Source organism: Dactylosporangium sp. NPDC050688 (assembly GCF_040654515.1).
In the GTDB taxonomy this organism is placed as follows: Bacteria; Actinomycetota; Actinomycetes; order Mycobacteriales; family Micromonosporaceae; genus Dactylosporangium.
Genome location: NZ_JBFAIC010000023.1, coordinates 19,556 through 37,567, shown reverse-complemented (window position 1 = coordinate 37,567; position 18,012 = coordinate 19,556). Strand labels below are relative to the sequence as shown.

Sequence of the window (18,012 nt, the reverse complement as noted above, 5' to 3'; positions counted from 1 at the left end):
TAGACTCAACCTCGGAGACGTCGTACCTGGCGTACGGGTACGGACCGGAACGAGGAGCCGATGAACGCCGAACGCCTGACCACCAAGAGTCGCGAGGTCATCAAGGCCGCCGTTGACGCGGCGAGCCAGCGCGGACACGCGACCGTCGAACCTTGGCACCTGCTGCTGGCGCTGCTGGACACGGGCGGGTCGACCGCGGCCGGCCTGCTGCGGGCCGTCGGGGCCAACCCCGCCGACATCCGCCGCGCCGCGCTGCACGCCGTCGACCGGCTGCCCAGCGCCAAGGGATCCAGCGTCGTCGAGCCCAATGTCGCCCGCGAGTTCGCCAACGCGATCGCGGCGGCGGAGCAGATCGCCCGCCCGCTCGGCGACGAATACACCTCCACGGAGCACCTGCTGGCCGGCCTCGCCCGCGTCGGCGGTGCGGTCGCGACCCGGCTCAAGGAGTCCGGGGCCACCGAGCAGACCCTCGTCGCGGCCTTCCCGCAGGTGCGCGGCGGCGACCGCAGGGTCACCACGGCCGACCCTGAGCAGACCTTCCAGGCGCTGGAGAAGTACGGCGTCGACCTGACCCAGGCCGCCCGCGACGGCAAGATCGACCCGGTCATCGGCCGGGACTCGGAGATCCGCCGGGTGATCCAGGTGCTGTCGCGCCGCACGAAGAACAACCCGGTGCTCATCGGTGAGCCCGGCGTCGGCAAGACCGCGATCGTCGAGGGCCTCGCCCAGCGCATCGTGGCCGGCGACGTGCCCGAGTCGCTGCGCGACAAGCGCCTGGTCAGCCTCGACCTGGCGGCCATGGTCGCCGGCGCGCAGTACCGGGGCCAGTTCGAGGAGCGGCTCAAGTCCGTCCTGGAGGAGATCAAGGGCTCCGAGGGGCAGGTCATCACGTTCCTCGACGAGCTGCACACCGTCGTCGGCGCCGGCAAGGGCGAAGGGTCCATGGACGCCGGCAACATGCTCAAGCCGATGCTGGCCCGCGGCGAGCTGCGGATGGTCGGCGCGACCACGCTGGACGAGTATCGCGAGCACATCGAGAAGGACCCGGCGCTGGAGCGGCGCTTCCAGCCGGTCGTGGTCGGCGAGCCGACGGTCGAGGACACCATCGGCATCCTGCGCGGGCTCAAGGAGCGCTACGAGGTGCACCACGGCGTCCGGATCACCGACGCCGCCCTGGTCGCCGCGGCCACGCTGTCCGACCGGTACATCTCCGACCGTTTCCTGCCGGACAAGGCGATCGACCTGGTCGACGAGTCGGCGTCCCGGCTGCGCATGGAGATCGACTCGCGGCCGGTCGAGGTCGACGAGGTCGAGCGGACCGTGCGCCGGCTGGAGATCGAGGAGATGGCGCTGGCCAAGGAGCCCGACCCCGCCTCCGCGGAGCGGCTGCAGCGGCTGCGCGCCGAGCTGGCCGACCGCCGCGAGCACCTGACCGCACTCACCGAGCGCTGGCAGAACGAGAAGCAGCACATCTCCGCCGTCTCCACGATCAAGGAGCAGCTGGAGCAGTTGCGCGGCGAGGCCGACCGGGCCGAGCGTGACCTCGACCTGGCCAAGGCCTCCGAGCTGCGCTACGGGCGGATCCGCGACCTGGAGCAGGAGCTGCGCACCGCCGAGGTGGAGCTGCAGGAGCTGCAGTCCGCCGGGTCGATGCTGAAGGAGGAGGTCTCCGCCGACGACATCGCCGCGGTGGTCGCCTCGTGGACCGGGATCCCCGCCGGCCGCCTGATGGAGGGCGAGACGGCGAAGCTGCTGCGCATGGAGGAGTCGCTGCGCAGCCGGGTCGTCGGGCAGGAGGCCGCGGTGCAAGCCGTCTCCGACGCGGTGCGCCGCGCCCGGGCCGGGATCGCCGACCCCGACCGGCCGACCGGCAGCTTCCTGTTCCTCGGCCCGACCGGCGTCGGCAAGACCGAGCTGGCCAAGGCTCTGGCGGAGTTCCTCTTCGACGACGAGCGCGCCATGGTGCGCATCGACATGAGCGAGTATGGCGAGAAGCACACCGTCGCCCGGCTCGTCGGTGCGCCGCCTGGGTACGTGGGCTATGAGGAGGGTGGCCAGCTCACCGAGGCGGTCCGCCGCCGGCCCTACTCCGTGGTGCTGCTCGATGAGGTCGAGAAGGCGCACCCCGACGTGTTCGACGTGCTGCTGGCGGTCCTCGACGACGGCCGGCTCACCGACGGGCAGGGGCGCACGGTCGACTTCCGCAACGCCATCCTCATTCTCACCTCCAACCTGGGCTCCGAGGTGCTCGCCGACGACCCGACGCTGACGGCGGAGCAGCGCCGCGACGCCGTGATCGCCGCGGTGCGGCAGCACTTCAAGCCGGAGTTCGTCAACCGGCTCGACGCCATGGTCGTGTTCGATGCCCTGTCGACCGCCGACCTGCGTGCGATCGTCGACATCCAGCTGCAGGCACTGGCCCGGCGGCTGGCGGATCGACGGCTGGCGCTGGACGTCACCGACGCGGCACGTGACTGGCTCGCCAGTCTGGGGTATGACTCCGTGTATGGCGCCCGCCCCCTGCGGCGCCTGGTGCAGACCTCCATCGGCGACCAGCTCGCCAAGGCGCTGCTGGCCGGCTCGATCCGCGACGGCGACAAGGTCGTCGTGGACCTGGCGGACGACAAGAAGGCGCTCACCGTCAGCGCCGGATAAGGACGAGGGCGATGCTGTGGAAGAAGAGCGGTCCGTTCGCTGAAGAGCTGAGCCAACTCGCCGACGCCGACACGCTGGCGTTCGGCGGGGTCGGCTTCGCCGGCACGCTGTTGCCGGCCACCAAGGCGTATTTCGCGGTCGAGGAGGGCCTGCGCCGGCACGGCGCCGAGCTGAGGCCCAAGCTGGAGGCGCTCCTCGACCAGGCCAAACCCGCCGGCCGGCTCTACGCGGCGGAGCTGCTCACCCACATCGACGCCGCCGCGGGCCGGGCCGCCTGGCAGCACCTGGCCCGCCAGGACGCCGAGGTCACCACGTTCAGCGGCTGCATGATGGGCACCACCACGCTCACCCGGTACGCGCAGGATCGTCTCAACAACTGAGGCCCGGGCCTGCGGCAACAACGCAGCGTCGATACGGTTGATCCTCAAGGTTTCCTGGGAGGAGATCCGATGGCATTCGCCGACCCAGCGTCTGGGCCGCGTGCCCGACCGTCCACCGTCAACTTGGCCGTCTACCTGCTGTACGCGGCGGCCGCGATCGAACTGATCAGCGTCATCCTTGGCCTCGCGTATTCGAGCAAGCTCGCCGAAGGCGCGAAGAAGGCGCTCGCCGGCACGTCCCAGGAGGGCACGGCTGACAACCAGACCCTCACCGGGACGGTCAGCATCGTCTTCGGGGTGCTGCTCATCGCCCTGTTCGTCGTGCTGGCGATCCTCGTCAGCAAGGGCAAGCAGATCGGTCGTATCCTCACCTGGGTCGTCGGCGGCCTCGCGACCTGCTGCACGGCAGGTGTGTTCGGCCTGACCTTCGTCAGCAAGGCGGGCTGGGAGCAGCTGCGCAAGGACGACCCGAAGCTGCCCACCTGGGACCAGTACAACGAGATGCTGTACTCGGAGCTGCCGGGCTGGTATCAGCCGGTGTCGACGATCCTGGGCGTCCTGCTGCTGCTGGCGATCCTGGCCGCGATCGTGCTGCTGGCGCTGCCGGCGTCGCACCCCTACTTCCGCAAGATCGAGCCGCAGTGGGAGCCGCCGGTGCCCGGCACGGGCGACCCCGGGTATCCGCCGCCGCCACCGCCGCCGGCGAGCGGTCCGCCGACGGTATGAACCACGCTGAGGCCCCGGGCAACCGGGGCCTCAGTACATTGTCGGGCATGAGCGGACCGGAGCGTAGCGGAGGGCTGCGAATCAGCAGCGCAGGGTGGAGCTCAGGCTGGCGCCGGAGCGCAGCGGAGGGGGCGGCATGAGCCAACGTCCGGTCGCCCTCGTCACCGGCGCCACCGCGGGCATCGGCGCCGCGTTCGCGCGCGAGCTCGCCGCCGAGGGGCACGACCTCGTGCTGGTCGCCCGCGACGCGGTCCGCCTGGAGGCGCTGGCGGCCGAGCTGGGCGGCGCCGAGGTGCTGCCCGCGGATCTGTCGACGCCGGAGGGCTGCGATCTCGTCGCGGCCCGTCTCGCGGATCCTGGTCGCCCCGTGGATGTGCTGGTCAACAACGCCGGGATGAGCCTCAACACGCCGTTCCCGCGCTCCACCGTGGACCAGGAGGAACTGCTGCTGCGGCTCAACGTCCACGCGGTCATGCGGCTCACGCTCGCCGCGCTGCCCGCCATGACCGCCCGCGGCCGGGGCGACATCATCAACGTCTCGTCGGTGTCCGGGTTCGCCGCGATGATGCCGGGCTCCACGTACCCGGCGAGCAAGGCGTGGGTCACCAACTTCAGCGAGTCCACCGGCCAGCTGGTGCGCTCGAAGGGGGTGCGCGTGATGGCGCTGTGCCCCGGCTACACCCGCACGGAGTTCCACGACCGGGCCGGCATCGACATGTCGAAAACTCCGCCGTGGCTGTGGCTGGACGCCGGGCGCGTGGTCCGCGACGGGCTGCGCGACCTCCGCAAGGGCAAGCTGGTCAGCGTGCCCGACTGGAAGTACAAGATGGTCGTCTTCGGGGTGCGGCACGCGCCGCAGGGTCTGGTGCGGCGCGTCGCGGGCGGCACCAGGCGCCGCATCGGTCGCGGTGATCATTGAGTGAGACGACATCGAACATGATTGTGGTCACGGTGCCGCCGAACGGTCGGATTTGGACGGCGAAGGGCTGAGTACGGGTCCATCGTGCCTCTTGAATGAGGTGTTTGCGCTGGTCAGGGCCGATGTGACGGGCCCCGATCGAGGGTGCGGAACCGCCGAAACCAAGGCGAATCTCCCTCACGTGCGCTTCGTTGACCCCTGTCACCATCACCCCTCGTGTCACTCGTGGTGATCGCTGCGATCACCTTCGTATTCCTCCTTGTCCACTTGACGGCCCTATATTTCTGCGAGAGTGCGGGTCATCGATTCGCTCCGGAGATTTAGCGCGTACGCTTTCGGTCATGACCGACCGTGACGACCTGCTGAAACTCGTGCTCGACCTGGCTGTGGTCCGAGGTCGTGTGACGCTGTCGTCGGGACAAGTAGCCGACTGGTACGTGGACCTACGTCGCTTGACGCTGCACCATGCCGGTGCGCCGCTCGTCGGACGGGTGCTGCTCGATCTGGTCGCCGACTGGGATTTCGACGCCGTGGGAGGGCTGACCCTCGGCGCCGATCCGGTGGCCAGCGCGATGCTGCATGCGGCTGCCGCGCGGGGGACGGGACGCAAGCTCGACGCGTTCGTCGTCCGGAAGAGTGACAAGGCTCACGGTCTGCAGCGGAGGGTCGAGGGACCCGATGTTGCGGGCCGCCGGGTGCTGGCGGTTGAAGACACCTCCACGACAGGAGGAAGCGTTCTGACTGCCGTAGAGGCGTTGCGCGAGGCCGGCGCTGAAGTCGTCGGTGTCGCGGTTATCGTCGACCGTGGGGCGGAAAAGGCGGTCCGCGCCGCGGGGCTGAGCTATCGCTCAGCATTTTCGTTGGCCGACCTCGGCCAATAGGGCTGAAAAATTGTCGATTCGGACCTGCGTATATGCAGCCGGGTCGATGGTGTTGGTGGAAGGATGGAAACGTGGGAACTGCGCTGGCTGAGATGACCCTGCCCCAGATCTCGCCGCTTGCCGGCGAGCCGATTGACCGCGCCGATGCCGAGCGTCTTGCCGGCGTCCTGAAGGCACTTGCCGACCCTGCCCGACTGCGGCTCCTGAGCCTCATCCAGTCGGCGCCGGACGGCGAGGCGTGTGTGTGTGACCTGACGGCCCCGCTCGGGCTCTCGCAGCCCACGGTGAGCCACCACCTGCGGATCCTGACCGAGGCCGGGCTGCTGGAGCGCGAGAAGCGGGGTGTCTGGGCGTTCTACCGCCTGGTGCCCTCCGCCATCGGCACCATCGCCGACCTTCTGACGCCCCCGCGCAAGCGGGCGACCAAGAAGGCTCCTCGGTAGGGCTTTGTTTCACCGGCCCGATGACCTGCGCGACCAGCTTGCCCGCCTCGGGCGGTCGGTCGTGCAGGCTGGGCTGGTCGTGGGCTCGGGCGGCAACCTGTCCGCCCGAGCGCCCGGCTCCGACGAGTGCTGGGTGACGGCCGCCGGCACCTGGCTCGACCGGCTGTCCGAGGACTGTTTCGTACGGGTCCGAATCAGCGATGGCACGGCACTTGACACAACCGGTGCACCGACTTCTGAGCTCGGGCTGCACCTCGCGACGTACCGCGCGCGGCCCGACGCCAACGCGATCGTCCACCTGCACCCGCAGACGGTGCTGCTGCTCGACGCGATCGGCGAGCCGATCCGGCTCGTCACCACCGACCACGCCTTCTACCTGCGCCAGGTCGTGACCACCCCGTTCAGCCCGCCCGGCGACCCCCGGGTCGGTGAGCTCGCCGCGGCCGCGTGCGCAGGCGGCGTCAACTGCGTGGTCCTCTCCCATCACGGCTGCTCCGTGATCGCCGACTCCGTCGAGCTGGCGCACAAGCGCGCCCTCTATCTCGAGGAGGCGGCGCAGTTGACTTACCGAGCGTTAACCCTGGGTCGCGCGCTGCAGCCGGTGCCCACCGGCTGGCTCGACCGTCCCTCCGCAACCGCCTGACCTGCGCTTACACTCGTCCGATTGCACGGACGAAGGGCAGGGTGAGCACGTGGAGCAACGCCGGGGACGCTCGCTGCGGGCACCGTTGGCGATCGTCGGGGTACTGGGTCTGATCGGCGGCACCGTCGTCGCCGTCCGCGCGATCGCCGGCGGCGACGGCAACTGCGACGGTGGCGTGAAGCTCGTCGTGGCCGCCGCCCCGGACGTCGCGCCCGCCGTGCGCGACGCCGCCGCCCGCTGGAGCGCCACCAATCCTGAGGTCGGCGGCGACTGTGTCCAGGTGCAGGTGCGCGCCGCCGAGCCGGCCGACGTGGCCAACCAGCTCGCCGCCCGCGCCGGCGGCGCGATCAACGTGGCCGCCACCGCGCTGCCCTCGCCCGCCGACGCCGACGTGCCGACCGTGTGGATCCCCGACTCGACCGCGTGGATCGTGCGGATGCAGGCGGTCAGCCGCGAGGCGTTCGAGCCCGACGTCACGTCCGTCGCCGCCAGCCCCGTCACCCTCGCCGTGCCCGACCAGCTCGCCGGCGCCCTCGGCGCAGGCGGCAGCGGCACGGCCGGCGCACCGCAGGTCGCGGCGCTGCTGCCGAAGGTCGCCGGCAAGCAGGTCCAGCTCGCCGCGGTCGACCCCCGCCGCAGCACCGCCGGGCTCGCCGGGGCCGGCCTGCTCTACGACTCCATCGTCACCGACCCCAAGAACCTCGTCGACGTCGTCAAGGCGTACCGGTCGATCGCCGTCGCGCCGGACCAGGCCGCGCTCACCAAGAGCGCCGGGCCGGCCCAGGTCGCGCCCATGAGCGAGCAGGCGGTCATCGCCTACAACTCGGCCGGCCCGCCCGTCTCGCTCACCGCGCTGCCGGTCGACCCGCCGGTGACGCTCGACTACCCGTACGCCACGATCACCGGCAAACCCAGAGCCAGCCTGGAGGCGGCGGGGCTGTTCCGCACCGCCCTCACCGCGGACGGCAACCGGGACCTGTTCGCCAGGCTCGGCTTCCGCGCCGCCGACGGCTCCACCAGCGCCGGCTTCCCCGCCGGCCGCGGCGCCACGACCGCCCCGGTCACGGTCAAGCCGCTCGCCGAACCGCAGAAGATCAACGACATCCTCGGGTACTGGACCGCCACGACCGCCCCGTCGAGGGTCCTGACCCTGGTCGACGTCACCTCCTCGGTGAACCGGCCGATGGCCGGCAGCGGCTCGCCGTCGCGGCTGCAGGTGCTGCGCAAGACCGCCACCGACGGGCTCGGCCTCTTCACCGACGACAGCGAGCTCGGCCTGTGGGCCTACGCGTCCGGCCTGCCCGGCGGCAAGGACTACCAGGAGGTCGTCCCGCTCAACCCGCTCAACCAGGGCCAGCGGGCCAGGCTGAACACGGCCGTCGCCGGGGCCAAGGCCGTCGGCACGGACGTCTGCGGGCTGTACGAGACCGTGCTCGCGGCGTACCAGGCGCTGAAGGAGGGCTACAAGGAAGGCCGCTCCAACACGGTCGTCGTCTTCACCGACGGCGCCAACTCGAAGCCTGGCATGAGCCTGGAGACGCTGAAACTCGAGCTGGAGCGGGCCACGGACCCGACCCGCCCGGTGCGCGTGGTGCTGCTGGGCGTCGGGCCCGACGTGCGGCAGCAGGAGCTGGCGGAGATCGCCGCCGCCACCGGCGGCCGCTCGTTCGTCGTCACCGACCCCGAGCAGATCGGCAACATCTTCCTGCAGGCCTTGATCAGGACGGGGTGACCGCCAGAACGGCAGCGGACCCGGGGGATGCCCCCGGGTCCGCTGTGCAGAAGTACGTGCGACGTCAGTCGGCGGCGCGGTGGGCGCCGGTGCGGCCGCCCTCGACCGGCGCGGCCGCCACGCCCTTGTTGTGCCGCCGCTCCCGCCAGCCGCGGAAGATCTCGATGAAGATCGGCATCGCCGAGATCAGGACGATCAGCAGGACCGCCGGCAGCAGGTACGTGTCGATCTTCTCCGGCGGGATCAGGTCGCTGATCTGCTTCGCCAGGGCGTAGCCGGCGATCAGGATGCCGTCGGTCCAGAGGATGCCGCCGACGACGTTCCACAGGAAGAACTGCTTCGCCGGCATGCCGATGGTGCCGGCGACCGGGTTGAGGAAGGTGCGGACAATCGGGATGAACCGGGCGAGCACCACGGCCTTCGCCGGACCGAACTTCACGAAGTAGTACTCGGCCTTCTCGACGTACTCCTTCTTGAACAGGCGCGAGTTTGGCCGGTCGAACATCCGGCGGCCATACCTGGCGCCGAGGTAGTGACCCAGCTGCGCACCGGCGATCGCGCACAGCGGCGCGCCGATGAGCAGCTGGGTCAGGTTCAGCTTGGTGCCGAGCAGCTCCTGCGCGACGGATGAGGCTCCGACACCGGCCAGGAACAGCAGCGAGTCTCCGGGGAAGAAGAAGCCCACGAGCAGGCCCGTCTCCACGAACATGATGATCCAGACGCCGATCACACCGAACGTGTTCAGCAGGCCTTTCGCGTCGAGCGGGTTGAAGGCGAGCAGCTCGCCGACGGCGCGAGTCTTTTCTTCCATGGCGAATCAGGGTACGTGAGCCCTGCTACAAACGGGGATCAACTGGCTCGCTTTCACAGGCAAGGATGGCGAATACCAGCTGATGCACAGCCCGCGCGGAGCCGCCGGCGGCCAGCGCGTCCAGCGCGGCCAGGCCCAGGCCCTGCTCACGCAGCGCGAGGCCGCGCTTGCGCTGCAGCCCACGGCCGCGCAGCCGGTCCAGCCGCGAGAGGTAGTCCGGGCCGTAGATGATGCGCAGGTAGTCCCGACCGCGGCACTTCAGCGCCGGCTGAACCCGCGGGCCCGCGTCGGCCGCCGGCTTGAGCACCATGCCCTCGCCGCCGGCCCCGGTCAGCTCCAGCCACCACCGGGTCGCCGCTTCGACGTCCGCCGGGGACGCCGGGTCGACCACCAGCCGCCGCGTGGTGGCGATCAGCGACGGGTCGGCGACGGCCAGCCGGTCGATCAGCGCCAGGTGCCATTCGTGGTCCTGGCGCAGGTACGAGTTGCCCTCCCCGGCCAGCACGTGGAACGGCGCCAGCCGCAGCCCCGAAAGCCCGTCGGTCGGCCAGCAGTATCGCCGGTACACCTCGGTGAAGGCCGCGATCGACGAGACCCGCCCGGCGAAGCGCGACTCGAGCGCGGTCACGTCGATGCCGCGCCGTGCCGCCGCCGCCAGCGCCGCGTGCGCGACGGGCAGGGCGGCACCGGCGGCCGCGGCGACGCTCGCGTACTGCTCGCGAATCAGCGGCTCGGCCTTCGCCGACCACGGCAGGACCTCGCCGTCCAGCAGTAGCCAGTCGGTGCCGAGCTCCTCCCACAGCCCCGCCGCGTCCACGGCCGCGCGGACCCGGTCCAGCATCATCGTCTCCAGCGGCGAGCCGGCGCCGAAGAACGGCCGGCCGGTCCGCGTGTAGATCGTCCCGCCCGCCTCGATGCCGAACCTCCGCAGGCCGGCGGCGTCCGACCGGCACACGACCAGCACCGCCCGCGAGCCCATGTGCTTCTCCTCGCACACGACCCGGGGCACGCCCGCCTTCACGTAGTCGGCGAGCGCCTCGACCGGGTGCTCCAGGTAGCCCTCGACCGTCGACGTCGACGCGGGCGCCATCGTCGGTGGCAGCCACACCAGCCAGCGGGGGTCGACCGCGAAGCGGCTCATGACCTCCAGCGCCGCCGCGGCGTTCTCGGCCACCACCGTCACCCGGCCCGCGGGTGTGACGAGGGTCCGCCGTCCGGTCACGTCGGCGAGATCGAGTCCGCGTTCTTCCGCAGCCGGTACGACCAGCGGCCGCACCGGCTCGTAATACGCCCGGACGGCCGGCACCGAGACCAGCTCGCGGGACGGGTAGCGCAGGGCGGTCAGCGCCCCGCCGAACACGCAGCCGGTGTCGACGCAGATCGTGTTGTTCACCCACTCCGCGGAGGGCACCGGCGTGTGGCCGTAGACGACCGTGGCCGCGCCCTTGTACTCCTGCGCCCAGGGGTAGCGGACCGGTAGCCCGTACTCGTCGGTCTCGCCGGTGGTGTCGCCATACAGCGCGAACGCCCGCACCCGGCCGGACGCCCGGCCGTGGTAGGCCTCCTTGAGCCCGGCGTGCGCGACGACGAGCCGCCCGCCGTCCAGCACGTAGTGGCTGATCAGCCCGTCCAGGAACGCCGGCACCGCGTCGACCAGCTGGGCGTCGGCGGCGTCGAGCTGGTCGAGGGTCTCCTGCAGGCCGTGGGTGACCCGGACGGTGCCGCCGCGCAGCTTGCGCAGCAGCTTCGCCTCGTGGTTGCCCGACACGCACAGCGCGTGCCCGACCGCGACCATGCCCATCACCAGGCGCAGCACGCCGGGGGAGTCGGGCCCTCGGTCGACCAGGTCGCCGACGAACACTGCCGTGCGGCCGTCCGGGTGGTGCGCGCCGGCGGGCCGGCCGTGCGCGTCCCGGTCGATCGTGTAGCCGAGCCGCGCCAGCAGCCGCTCCAGCTCCTCGCGGCAGCCGTGCACGTCGCCGATGATGTCGAACGGGCCGGTCAGCTCCTTCTTGTCGTTGTAGAGCTTCTGGTACGCCACGACCGCCGCGTCGACCTCGGCCGTGCCGTGCAGGACGTGCACCTGGCGGAAGCCCTCCCGGCCGAGCGACCGGAGCGAGCGGCGCAGGTCGCGGTGCTGCCGGGACAGGACCTGCCGGCCGAAGTCGCGGTCGGGGCGCAGCTGCGTGCGCTCCCAGCACTCGCCCTCCGGCACGTCCAGGACGATCGCGACGGGCAGCACGTCGTGCGTCCGGGCCAGCTCGACCAGGGCCTTGCGCGCGTGCGCCTGCACGTTGGTCGCGTCGACGACGGTGAGCCGGCCGGCCCGCAGCCGCTTGCCGGCGATGTAGTGCAGCGCGTCGAACGCCTCCGCCGAGGCCGACTGGTCGTTCTCGTCGTCGGCGACCAGCGCGCGGAACGCGTCGGAGGACAGCACCTGCGTCGGGGCGAACTGCCGCCGGGCGAAGGTCGACTTGCCGGAGCCGGAGATGCCGACGAGCGCCACCAGGCACAGGTCGGGAATGGTCACCGTGGTCACTGCTGGAACACCGCCATCTGGGTCGACGCGCCGACTTCCGGGTCCTCTTCGCCGATGCCGTGCCGGGTCACGGTGTAGCCGTAGCGCCCGGCGACCTCGTCGCACCACGCGCCGAACTGCGCCCGGTCCCACTCGAACCGGTGGTCGTGATGGCGCATCCCGCCGTGCTCCAGGCCCTGGTACCGGACGTTGTACTCGGCGTTCGGGGTGGTCACGATCACCGTCTTCGGCGCCGCGTGACCGAACACGCTCGCCGCGAGCGCCGGCAGCCGCGGCGGGTCGACGTGCTCGACGACCTCCATGAGGACGGCCGCGTCATAGCCGCGCAGCCGGTCGTCGCGGTAGGTCAGCGCGGTCTGCAGCAGCCGGATCCGTTCCCTTTGCCGGTCGGGGAGCCGGTCCAGCCGCAGCCGGCGGGCCGCCATGTCCAGCGACACGGTGGAGACGTCGGCGCCGACGATCTCGGTGAAGCGCCGGTCGCGGATCAGCTCGCCGAGCAGCGCGCCGGGGCCGCAGCCGAGGTCGAGCACCCGGTGCGCGCCGGCCTCGGCCAGCTGCCGCACGACCGCGGTGCGGCGCAGGGCGGCGAGCGACTCGGGCCGGGCCGTGACCGCCTGGTCGACCGTGTCGGCGTCGGCGTCCACATCGGACAGCCGAGACAGCGCCTCGTTCGTCAGTGCCGTGCGGTGCGCGAGGTACCGCCGGGCGATGACCGCCTTGGCCGGGTGCTCGGCCAGCCATCCGGTCCCGGCCCGCAGCAGTTTCTCCACCTCGTCGGTCGACACCCAGTAGTGCTTGGCGTCGTCGAGGACCGGCAGCAGCACGTACACGTGGTTGAGCGCGTCGGCGAGCCGCAGCGTGCCGCGCAGGGTCAGGTCGACGTACCGGCTGGGGCCCCACTCCGGATGCGTGGGGTCCAGCGGGATCGGGGTCGCCTCGACGGTCCAGCCGAGCGGGCCGAAGAAGGTCTCGGCGTCGCCCTTGCAGCGCAGCGCCGGGATCCGCAGCTCCAGCGGGATCGGCGTGGCGGCGAGCTCCGGCCGGTCGCGGGACTCGCCGCGCAGCGCCGTGCGCAGGACCCGGCCCAGCGCCGCCGACAGCAGGCTCGACGCGGCGTAGGGCCGGTCGTTGACGTGCTGGCGCAGCGTGAACGTGTCGGGCTGCTTCGCGGGGCGCGCGGCGCCCGGATCCACGTCCAGCAGGAGCGCCGCCGTGCACCGCTGCGGCGTCGCCTCCGGGTAGAAGACGTGCGCGGTGCCGCCGCTGACCTCGAACGACTGCAGCCTGTCGGGATGCTTCACGAGCAGGTAGCCGAGGTCGGTCGCCGGGTGATGGGTGGTGGTGATGGTCAGCAGCACCCCGCCATCGTGGCGCACGGATTATCGGTGGGTCAGCCGGATTTGCCCGGCGTACAGTCGGGACTATGGCGACGGTGCCCACCGTGCACTGGCACCGGTTGGCTGACGGCCGGGTGCAGTGTGACGTCTGTCCCAGAGCGTGCCGGCTGCACGAGGGGCAGCGCGGCTTCTGCTTCGTCCGGGAGCGCCAGGGCGACGAGATCGTGCTGACCACCTACGGCCGCTCCTCCGGCTTCTGCGTCGACCCGGTCGAGAAGAAGCCGCTCAACCACTTCCTGCCCGGCTCGCCGGTGCTGTCGTTCGGCACCGCCGGCTGCAACCTGGGCTGCCGCTTCTGCCAGAACTGGGACATCTCCAAGAGCCGCGAGATCGACACGCTCGCCGCGGCGGCCGGCCCCGAGCAGCTCGCCGCGGCGGCGCGCCGGCTCGGCTGCCGGTCCATCGCGTTCACCTACAACGACCCGGTGATCTTCATGGAGTACGCGATGGACGTCGCGGACGCCTGCCGCGAGGCCGGGATCAAGACGGTCGCGGTGTCGGCCGGGTACATGAACCCGGCGCCGCGCGAGGAGTTCTACCGGCACATCGACGCCGCCAACATCGACCTCAAGGCGTTCAGCGAGAAGTTCTACGAGAAGATCACGTTCGCCCGCCTCGACGCGGTCCTGTCGACCCTGGAGTACCTGCGCGGCACCGACGTGTGGCTGGAGATCACCACGCTGCTCATCCCGGGCCAGAACGACAGCGATGACGAGCTGCGCCGCCAGTGCGACTGGCTGCTGGAGCACCTCGGCACCGACGTCCCGCTGCACTTCTCCGCGTTCCATCCGGACTTCAAGATGCGCGACATCCCGCGTACCCCGCCGGAGACGCTGCGCCGGGCCCGCCGGATCGCCCTGGACGCCGGCCTCCGGTTCGTCTACACCGGCAACGTGCACGACCCCGACGGCCAGACCACGCGGTGCCCCGGGTGCGACGCGCCGGTCATCGTCCGCGACTGGTACGACCTGCGCGCCTACGACCTGACCGACGACGGCCGCTGCACGCACTGCGGGCACCGGCTGCCCGGGGTCTTCGACGGCCCGGCCGGCGACTGGGGCCGGCAGCGGCTGCCGGTGGTCCTCTCATGACGCGCCCTTCCACGACGCGCCCGGCGGCGGTCGCGGGCACGTTCTACCCGGCCGATCCGGCCGAGCTCACCACCATGATCGACACGCTGCTCGACGCCGCTTCGCCGACTTCCGCCACGCCCGATGCCACACCCGATGCCACGCCCGATGCCACGCCCGATGCCGTTGCCTACGTCGTGCCGCACGCCGGTTACCGCTGGTCCGGCCCTACCGCCGCGCACGTCTATCGCGAGCTGCGCGACCGTGCCGAGCCGTTCACGCGGGCGGTGGTGCTCGGCCCGGCGCACCACGTGGCGCTGCGGGGCGCCGCCGTGCCGACCGTCGCCGCCTGGGCCGGCCCGATCGGGCCCATCGGGATCGACCTGGAGGGCGCCCGGCAGCTCACCGACCGCGGGCTCGCCGTCGCCGACGACCGCCCGCACGCACCCGAGCACTCCATCGAGGTGCAGGTGCCGCTGCTGCTGCGCGTCCGCGTGCGGACGATGCTGCCCGTGCTGGTCGGGCCGGGCGACCCGGCCGCCGTCGCGGCGCTGCTCGACGTCGTCGCCGGGCCGGACACGATCGTGCTGTGCAGCACCGACCTGTCGCACTACCTGACCGACGAGGAGGCGCGCCGACGCGACGCCGCCACCGCGGCCGCCATCGAGGACCTCGCCCCGCAGCGGATCGGCACCGGCGACGCCTGCGGCCGGCACCCGCTGCGCGGCCTGCTCACCTGGGCCCGGCGCCGGGCGCCGCGGGTCGAGCGACTCGCCCTCGCCACGTCCGCCGACACCGGCGGGCCGAGGGACAGGGTCGTCGGCTATCCGGCGTTCCGCCTTTCTGCATAGACGGTGCTGGCGGTTCATCCGTTGCGGGCGGAATGTCCAGAAATTGCGGCACGAACGGGCGACCGCTGTCGTGGAGACCCCTCACGTCTGTGGCGGTGAGGGCGCCTGTGGACGGCGCCGGAACTGGAGACGGGGATGTCAGCGATTGCGGCAGCGCGGGGCAACGACACCGCGACCTGGACGCCGATGACCCGCGAGCAGCGCGAGCAGTTCGACGCCGACGGATACCTGGTGCTCAAGGGCGTGCTGAGCCAGGGCGAGGTGCGCCAGTACGCGTCGGTGCTCGAAACCGCGCACCAGCGGCACCCGCGCGCCGCGGACGGGTCGCTGCACCTGCTCAGCCCGGTCACCCACCACCCGGACCTGGTCGACCTGATCGACCACCCGGCGACGTTTCCCCTGGTGTGGTCGATCCTCGGCTGGAACGTGCACATCTACCACTCGCACCTGGACGTGCACCCTCCGCTGACCGCACCGAAGCCCAACTGGTGGCACTGGCACCAGGACGGCGGCCGGCAGAACCGTGAGCTGGAGACCGACCCGCGTCCGCGGCTGTCGGTGAAGCTCGCGTACTGGCTGTCGGACGTGTCGGAGACCGGGCGGGGCAACCTGACCCTGATCCCCGGCAGCCACCGCACCAACTGGCTACCCGGCCCGCCGACCCGGGACGTGCCGTGGCCGACGCCCGACGGCGCCCGGCAGATCACCGTCGACGCCGGTGACGTCGTGTTCTTCGACCGCCGCATCTGGCACGCCCGGTCCGACAACCTCTCCGCCATCACGCGCAAGTGCGTGTTCCTCGGGTACACGTACCGCTGGATCGCCATCCGCGACGAGGTCGCCGGCCTGCCGCAACGGCCCTGGTGGTCGGGGCTGAACCCGGTCCAGCAGCAGTTGCTCGGCGGCGTCGGCAACATCGGCGGCGGGCACGGCCACGACAACGGCACCGACGGCGACCACCACTGGGGTCATTACCCGCAGACCACGCCGCTGTACGAGGCGCTGCGCGACCGCGGACTGTTGGATCCCAACCACCCTCCGCTGATTCCCTGACGTACCGCAACAGATCCCTGCCTTGACCCGTCATTAGGGTCAGGGGAGGGGGTCTGGTTGACGTTCGAGGAGTTCGTCGAGGCGCGGCTGCAGGCGCTGCTGCGCTATGCGGTCATGCTCACCGGTGATCCGCACACGGCGCAGGACCTCGTGCAGGAGACGATGATCCGGGCGCAGGTGAAGTGGCGCCGCATCGCCGCCGCCAGCGTGCCCGAGCACTACGTCAAGCGCATGCTCACCAACGCGTACATCGACCTGCACCGCGGCTCCTGGCTGCGCCGGGTGGTGCTGCGGGCCGAGCTCACCGAGCCGCTCGGCCCGCCGCCGGTCGCCGACCACGCCGAGGCGTCCGCGGACCGCGACCAGATGTGGATGTGGCTCGCCCAGCTGCCCCGGCGCCAGCGGGCCGCCCTGGTCCTGCGGTACTACGAGAGCCTCAGCGACGTCGAGATCGCCGAGGTCCTCGACTGCGCGATCGGCACCGTCCGCTCGCTGATCTCCAGGGCCCTCGCGACGCTGCGCGCCGAGGTCGTGCCGGACCTGATCGCCGGTGAGGTCCGATGAGCGACCGGTCCCCCGCCGAGCCGCCCGCCTCGCCGCTGGCTTCGGCGCTCAGCGCCGCCTTCGCCCGGCACGAGCAGGACGTGCCCGTCGCGGCGGCGCTGCGGCCGGCAATCGCCGCCGGGGTCCGCAAGCGCCGGGCCCGCCGCCGCTGGACGCTGTCCGGCGCGACCGCGCTCATGGTGGCGCTCGCCGGCGCGGTGCCGCTGGCGCTGCCGGAGTACCCCAGGCCGCCGGTCCACACCGAGACGCTGCTGGAGGCGAGCAGCCCCGACGTCGGCAACTTCCTGCTGCTCGGCACCGACCGGCGGCCGGAGGCGGCGGGGGACACCGTGCGCGCCGACGCGATCCTGCTACTGCACGTCGACGCCGACACCCGCACCGTCTTCCAGCTGTCGATCCCCCGCGACCTGCTCGTCGACGTGCCCAAGTTCGGCACCCAGCAGGTCGGCACCGCGTATGTCTTCGGCGGCTACGAGTTGACCGCCCGCCTCGTCGGCGACCTGCTCGGCGTGCGGGTGGACGGCGGCGCGGTGATCGACTTCACCGCCGTGCAGCGGGTCACGGAGGCGGTCGGCGGCGTCGACCTCTGCGTCGACCAGCGGACCGTCTCCGTCCACCTCGGCCTCGACCCGTCCACGGGCCACGCGGCGCCGCTGCGCTCAGGGATGCAGCCCGTCGTGTACGAGCCTGGCTGCCGCCACTTCGCCGGCTGGCAGGCGCTGGACTACGTCCGGCAGCGCAAGTCCCTCGCGAACGGCGCCGACGACCGCGACGCGCACGTGCGGCAGCTCCTCGCCGCGCTCGCCCGGCAGCTCGGCGACCCGGTGAAGCTGGCCAGGGCGATGCCGGTCGCGGGGAGCACCCTCGACCTGCACCTCGGCGACGTGTCGCTGCCGATGCTGGCCGGCCTGCTGGCCGGTTACGACACCTCCCAGGTGCCCGGGCTGAGGCTGCCCGTCGGGCCGGACCGCACCGTCCTGCCCGACGGCGACGGCCTGGTGACCGCGCTGCGCGAGGGGACCGTCCCGGCCTGGGCCGCCGCGCACCCGCAGTACGCCGGCTAACGGTACTCGTCGTCCATGGCGACCTCGCGGTCCTGCTCGACGGCGTCGTACTCGTTCGCGTCCCAGGGGTGAGAACGGTTGATCACCGGCCCGCGGTCCAGCGGATCCGTCGGCAGTGCCTGCTCCGCCGCGTCGGCGGGCGACGCCTCCGGGTCGCGCACGTCCGGGTCGAGCCGGTCGTCGAACGTCAGCAGATCCTCGTCGGGCTGAGTCATGCGTCCTCCCTCAGGTCTCTCCAACCGTACGACCGAATCGGCCGTAACGCTGCCCAGCCGGGCAATTCA

17 protein-coding genes are annotated in these 18,012 nt (G+C 71.8%); 13 read left to right on the top strand and 4 right to left on the bottom strand.

Annotated features, from left to right (window positions below; all coding sequences use genetic code 11):
• The first annotated feature begins 60 nt into the window (after nucleotides 1–60).
• From clpB to AB0H83_RS22450, 8 genes are all read left to right on the top strand, one after another.
• Complete coding sequence (gene clpB / locus AB0H83_RS22485) at nucleotides 61–2,655, top strand: ATP-dependent chaperone ClpB (protein ID WP_360097114.1); 2,595 nt, start codon at nucleotides 61–63, stop codon at nucleotides 2,653–2,655.
• 11 nt (nucleotides 2,656–2,666) lie between these two features.
• Complete coding sequence (locus tag AB0H83_RS22480; RefSeq protein WP_360097111.1) at nucleotides 2,667–3,035, top strand: hypothetical protein; 369 nt, start codon at nucleotides 2,667–2,669, stop codon at nucleotides 3,033–3,035.
• A 69-nt stretch (nucleotides 3,036–3,104) separates the two neighbouring features.
• Nucleotides 3,105–3,761 (top strand): hypothetical protein, encoded by a 657-nt coding sequence (locus AB0H83_RS22475; protein WP_360097108.1) that lies wholly within the window; start codon nucleotides 3,105–3,107, stop codon nucleotides 3,759–3,761.
• A gap of 136 nt (nucleotides 3,762–3,897) precedes the next feature.
• A complete protein-coding gene (locus AB0H83_RS22470) occupies nucleotides 3,898–4,680 on the top strand; it encodes an SDR family oxidoreductase (protein ID WP_360097105.1) in 783 nt (260 codons plus the stop codon).
• A gap of 341 nt (nucleotides 4,681–5,021) precedes the next feature.
• On the top strand, nucleotides 5,022–5,561 hold the full coding sequence (pyrE, locus tag AB0H83_RS22465; RefSeq protein ID WP_360097102.1) for an orotate phosphoribosyltransferase: 540 nt from the start codon (nucleotides 5,022–5,024) through the stop codon (nucleotides 5,559–5,561).
• 92 nt (nucleotides 5,562–5,653) lie between these two features.
• Entirely contained in the window at nucleotides 5,654–6,004 is a 351-nt protein-coding gene (locus tag AB0H83_RS22460; RefSeq protein WP_360097341.1) for a metalloregulator ArsR/SmtB family transcription factor, read from the top strand.
• Between the two features lie 4 nt (nucleotides 6,005–6,008).
• On the top strand, nucleotides 6,009–6,647 hold the full coding sequence (locus tag AB0H83_RS22455) for a class II aldolase/adducin family protein (RefSeq protein WP_360097099.1): 639 nt from the start codon (nucleotides 6,009–6,011) through the stop codon (nucleotides 6,645–6,647).
• 49 nt (nucleotides 6,648–6,696) lie between these two features.
• On the top strand, nucleotides 6,697–8,379 hold the full coding sequence (locus AB0H83_RS22450) for a VWA domain-containing protein (RefSeq protein ID WP_360097096.1): 1,683 nt from the start codon (nucleotides 6,697–6,699) through the stop codon (nucleotides 8,377–8,379).
• A gap of 64 nt (nucleotides 8,380–8,443) precedes the next feature.
• On the opposite strand, the gene AB0H83_RS22445 is transcribed toward AB0H83_RS22450, so the two are convergent.
• Genes AB0H83_RS22445 through AB0H83_RS22435 form a run of 3 tightly spaced genes read right to left on the bottom strand, consistent with a single transcriptional unit; the run spans nucleotide 8,444 to nucleotide 13,087 of the window.
• Nucleotides 8,444–9,190, bottom strand: coding sequence for a VTT domain-containing protein (locus AB0H83_RS22445; RefSeq protein ID WP_360097093.1), 747 nt, complete (start codon nucleotides 9,188–9,190; stop codon nucleotides 8,444–8,446).
• A 25-nt stretch (nucleotides 9,191–9,215) separates the two neighbouring features.
• The gene (locus AB0H83_RS22440) at nucleotides 9,216–11,729 is read right to left on the bottom strand and encodes a polynucleotide kinase-phosphatase (protein ID WP_360097090.1); all 2,514 of its coding nucleotides are present in this window, start codon (nucleotides 11,727–11,729) and stop codon (nucleotides 9,216–9,218) included.
• Nucleotides 11,726–13,087, bottom strand: coding sequence for a 3' terminal RNA ribose 2'-O-methyltransferase Hen1 (locus AB0H83_RS22435; protein WP_360097087.1), 1,362 nt, complete (start codon nucleotides 13,085–13,087; stop codon nucleotides 11,726–11,728). The genes AB0H83_RS22440 and AB0H83_RS22435 overlap by 4 nt, the downstream gene beginning before the upstream one ends.
• Nucleotides 13,088–13,152: 65 nt before the next feature.
• On the opposite strand from AB0H83_RS22435, the gene amrS reads away from it, so the two are divergent.
• From amrS to AB0H83_RS22410, 5 genes are all read left to right on the top strand, one after another.
• Nucleotides 13,153–14,217, top strand: a complete 1,065-nt coding sequence (amrS, locus tag AB0H83_RS22430) for an AmmeMemoRadiSam system radical SAM enzyme (protein ID WP_360097084.1) — start codon at nucleotides 13,153–13,155, stop codon at nucleotides 14,215–14,217.
• Entirely contained in the window at nucleotides 14,214–15,047 is an 834-nt protein-coding gene (amrB, locus tag AB0H83_RS22425; protein ID WP_360097081.1) for an AmmeMemoRadiSam system protein B, read from the top strand. Before amrS ends, amrB begins: the two co-directional genes overlap by 4 nt.
• Before the next feature lie 135 nt (nucleotides 15,048–15,182).
• Nucleotides 15,183–16,100: a phytanoyl-CoA dioxygenase family protein gene (locus tag AB0H83_RS22420; RefSeq protein WP_360097078.1), complete on the top strand. Its 918-nt coding sequence runs from the start codon at nucleotides 15,183–15,185 to the stop codon at nucleotides 16,098–16,100.
• A gap of 57 nt (nucleotides 16,101–16,157) precedes the next feature.
• Nucleotides 16,158–16,664, top strand: coding sequence for a SigE family RNA polymerase sigma factor (locus tag AB0H83_RS22415; protein ID WP_360097075.1), 507 nt, complete (start codon nucleotides 16,158–16,160; stop codon nucleotides 16,662–16,664).
• Nucleotides 16,661–17,728 carry an LCP family protein gene (locus tag AB0H83_RS22410; protein WP_360097072.1) on the top strand — a complete coding sequence of 356 codons (1,068 nt, stop codon included), beginning with the start codon at nucleotides 16,661–16,663 and terminating at the stop codon, nucleotides 17,726–17,728. The genes AB0H83_RS22415 and AB0H83_RS22410 overlap by 4 nt, the downstream gene beginning before the upstream one ends.
• On the opposite strand, the gene AB0H83_RS22405 is transcribed toward AB0H83_RS22410, so the two are convergent.
• Nucleotides 17,725–17,943 (bottom strand): hypothetical protein, encoded by a 219-nt coding sequence (locus AB0H83_RS22405; protein WP_360097069.1) that lies wholly within the window; start codon nucleotides 17,941–17,943, stop codon nucleotides 17,725–17,727. The two genes, AB0H83_RS22410 and AB0H83_RS22405, sit on opposite strands and share 4 nt — an antisense overlap.
• Between the last annotated feature and the right edge of the window lie 69 nt (nucleotides 17,944–18,012).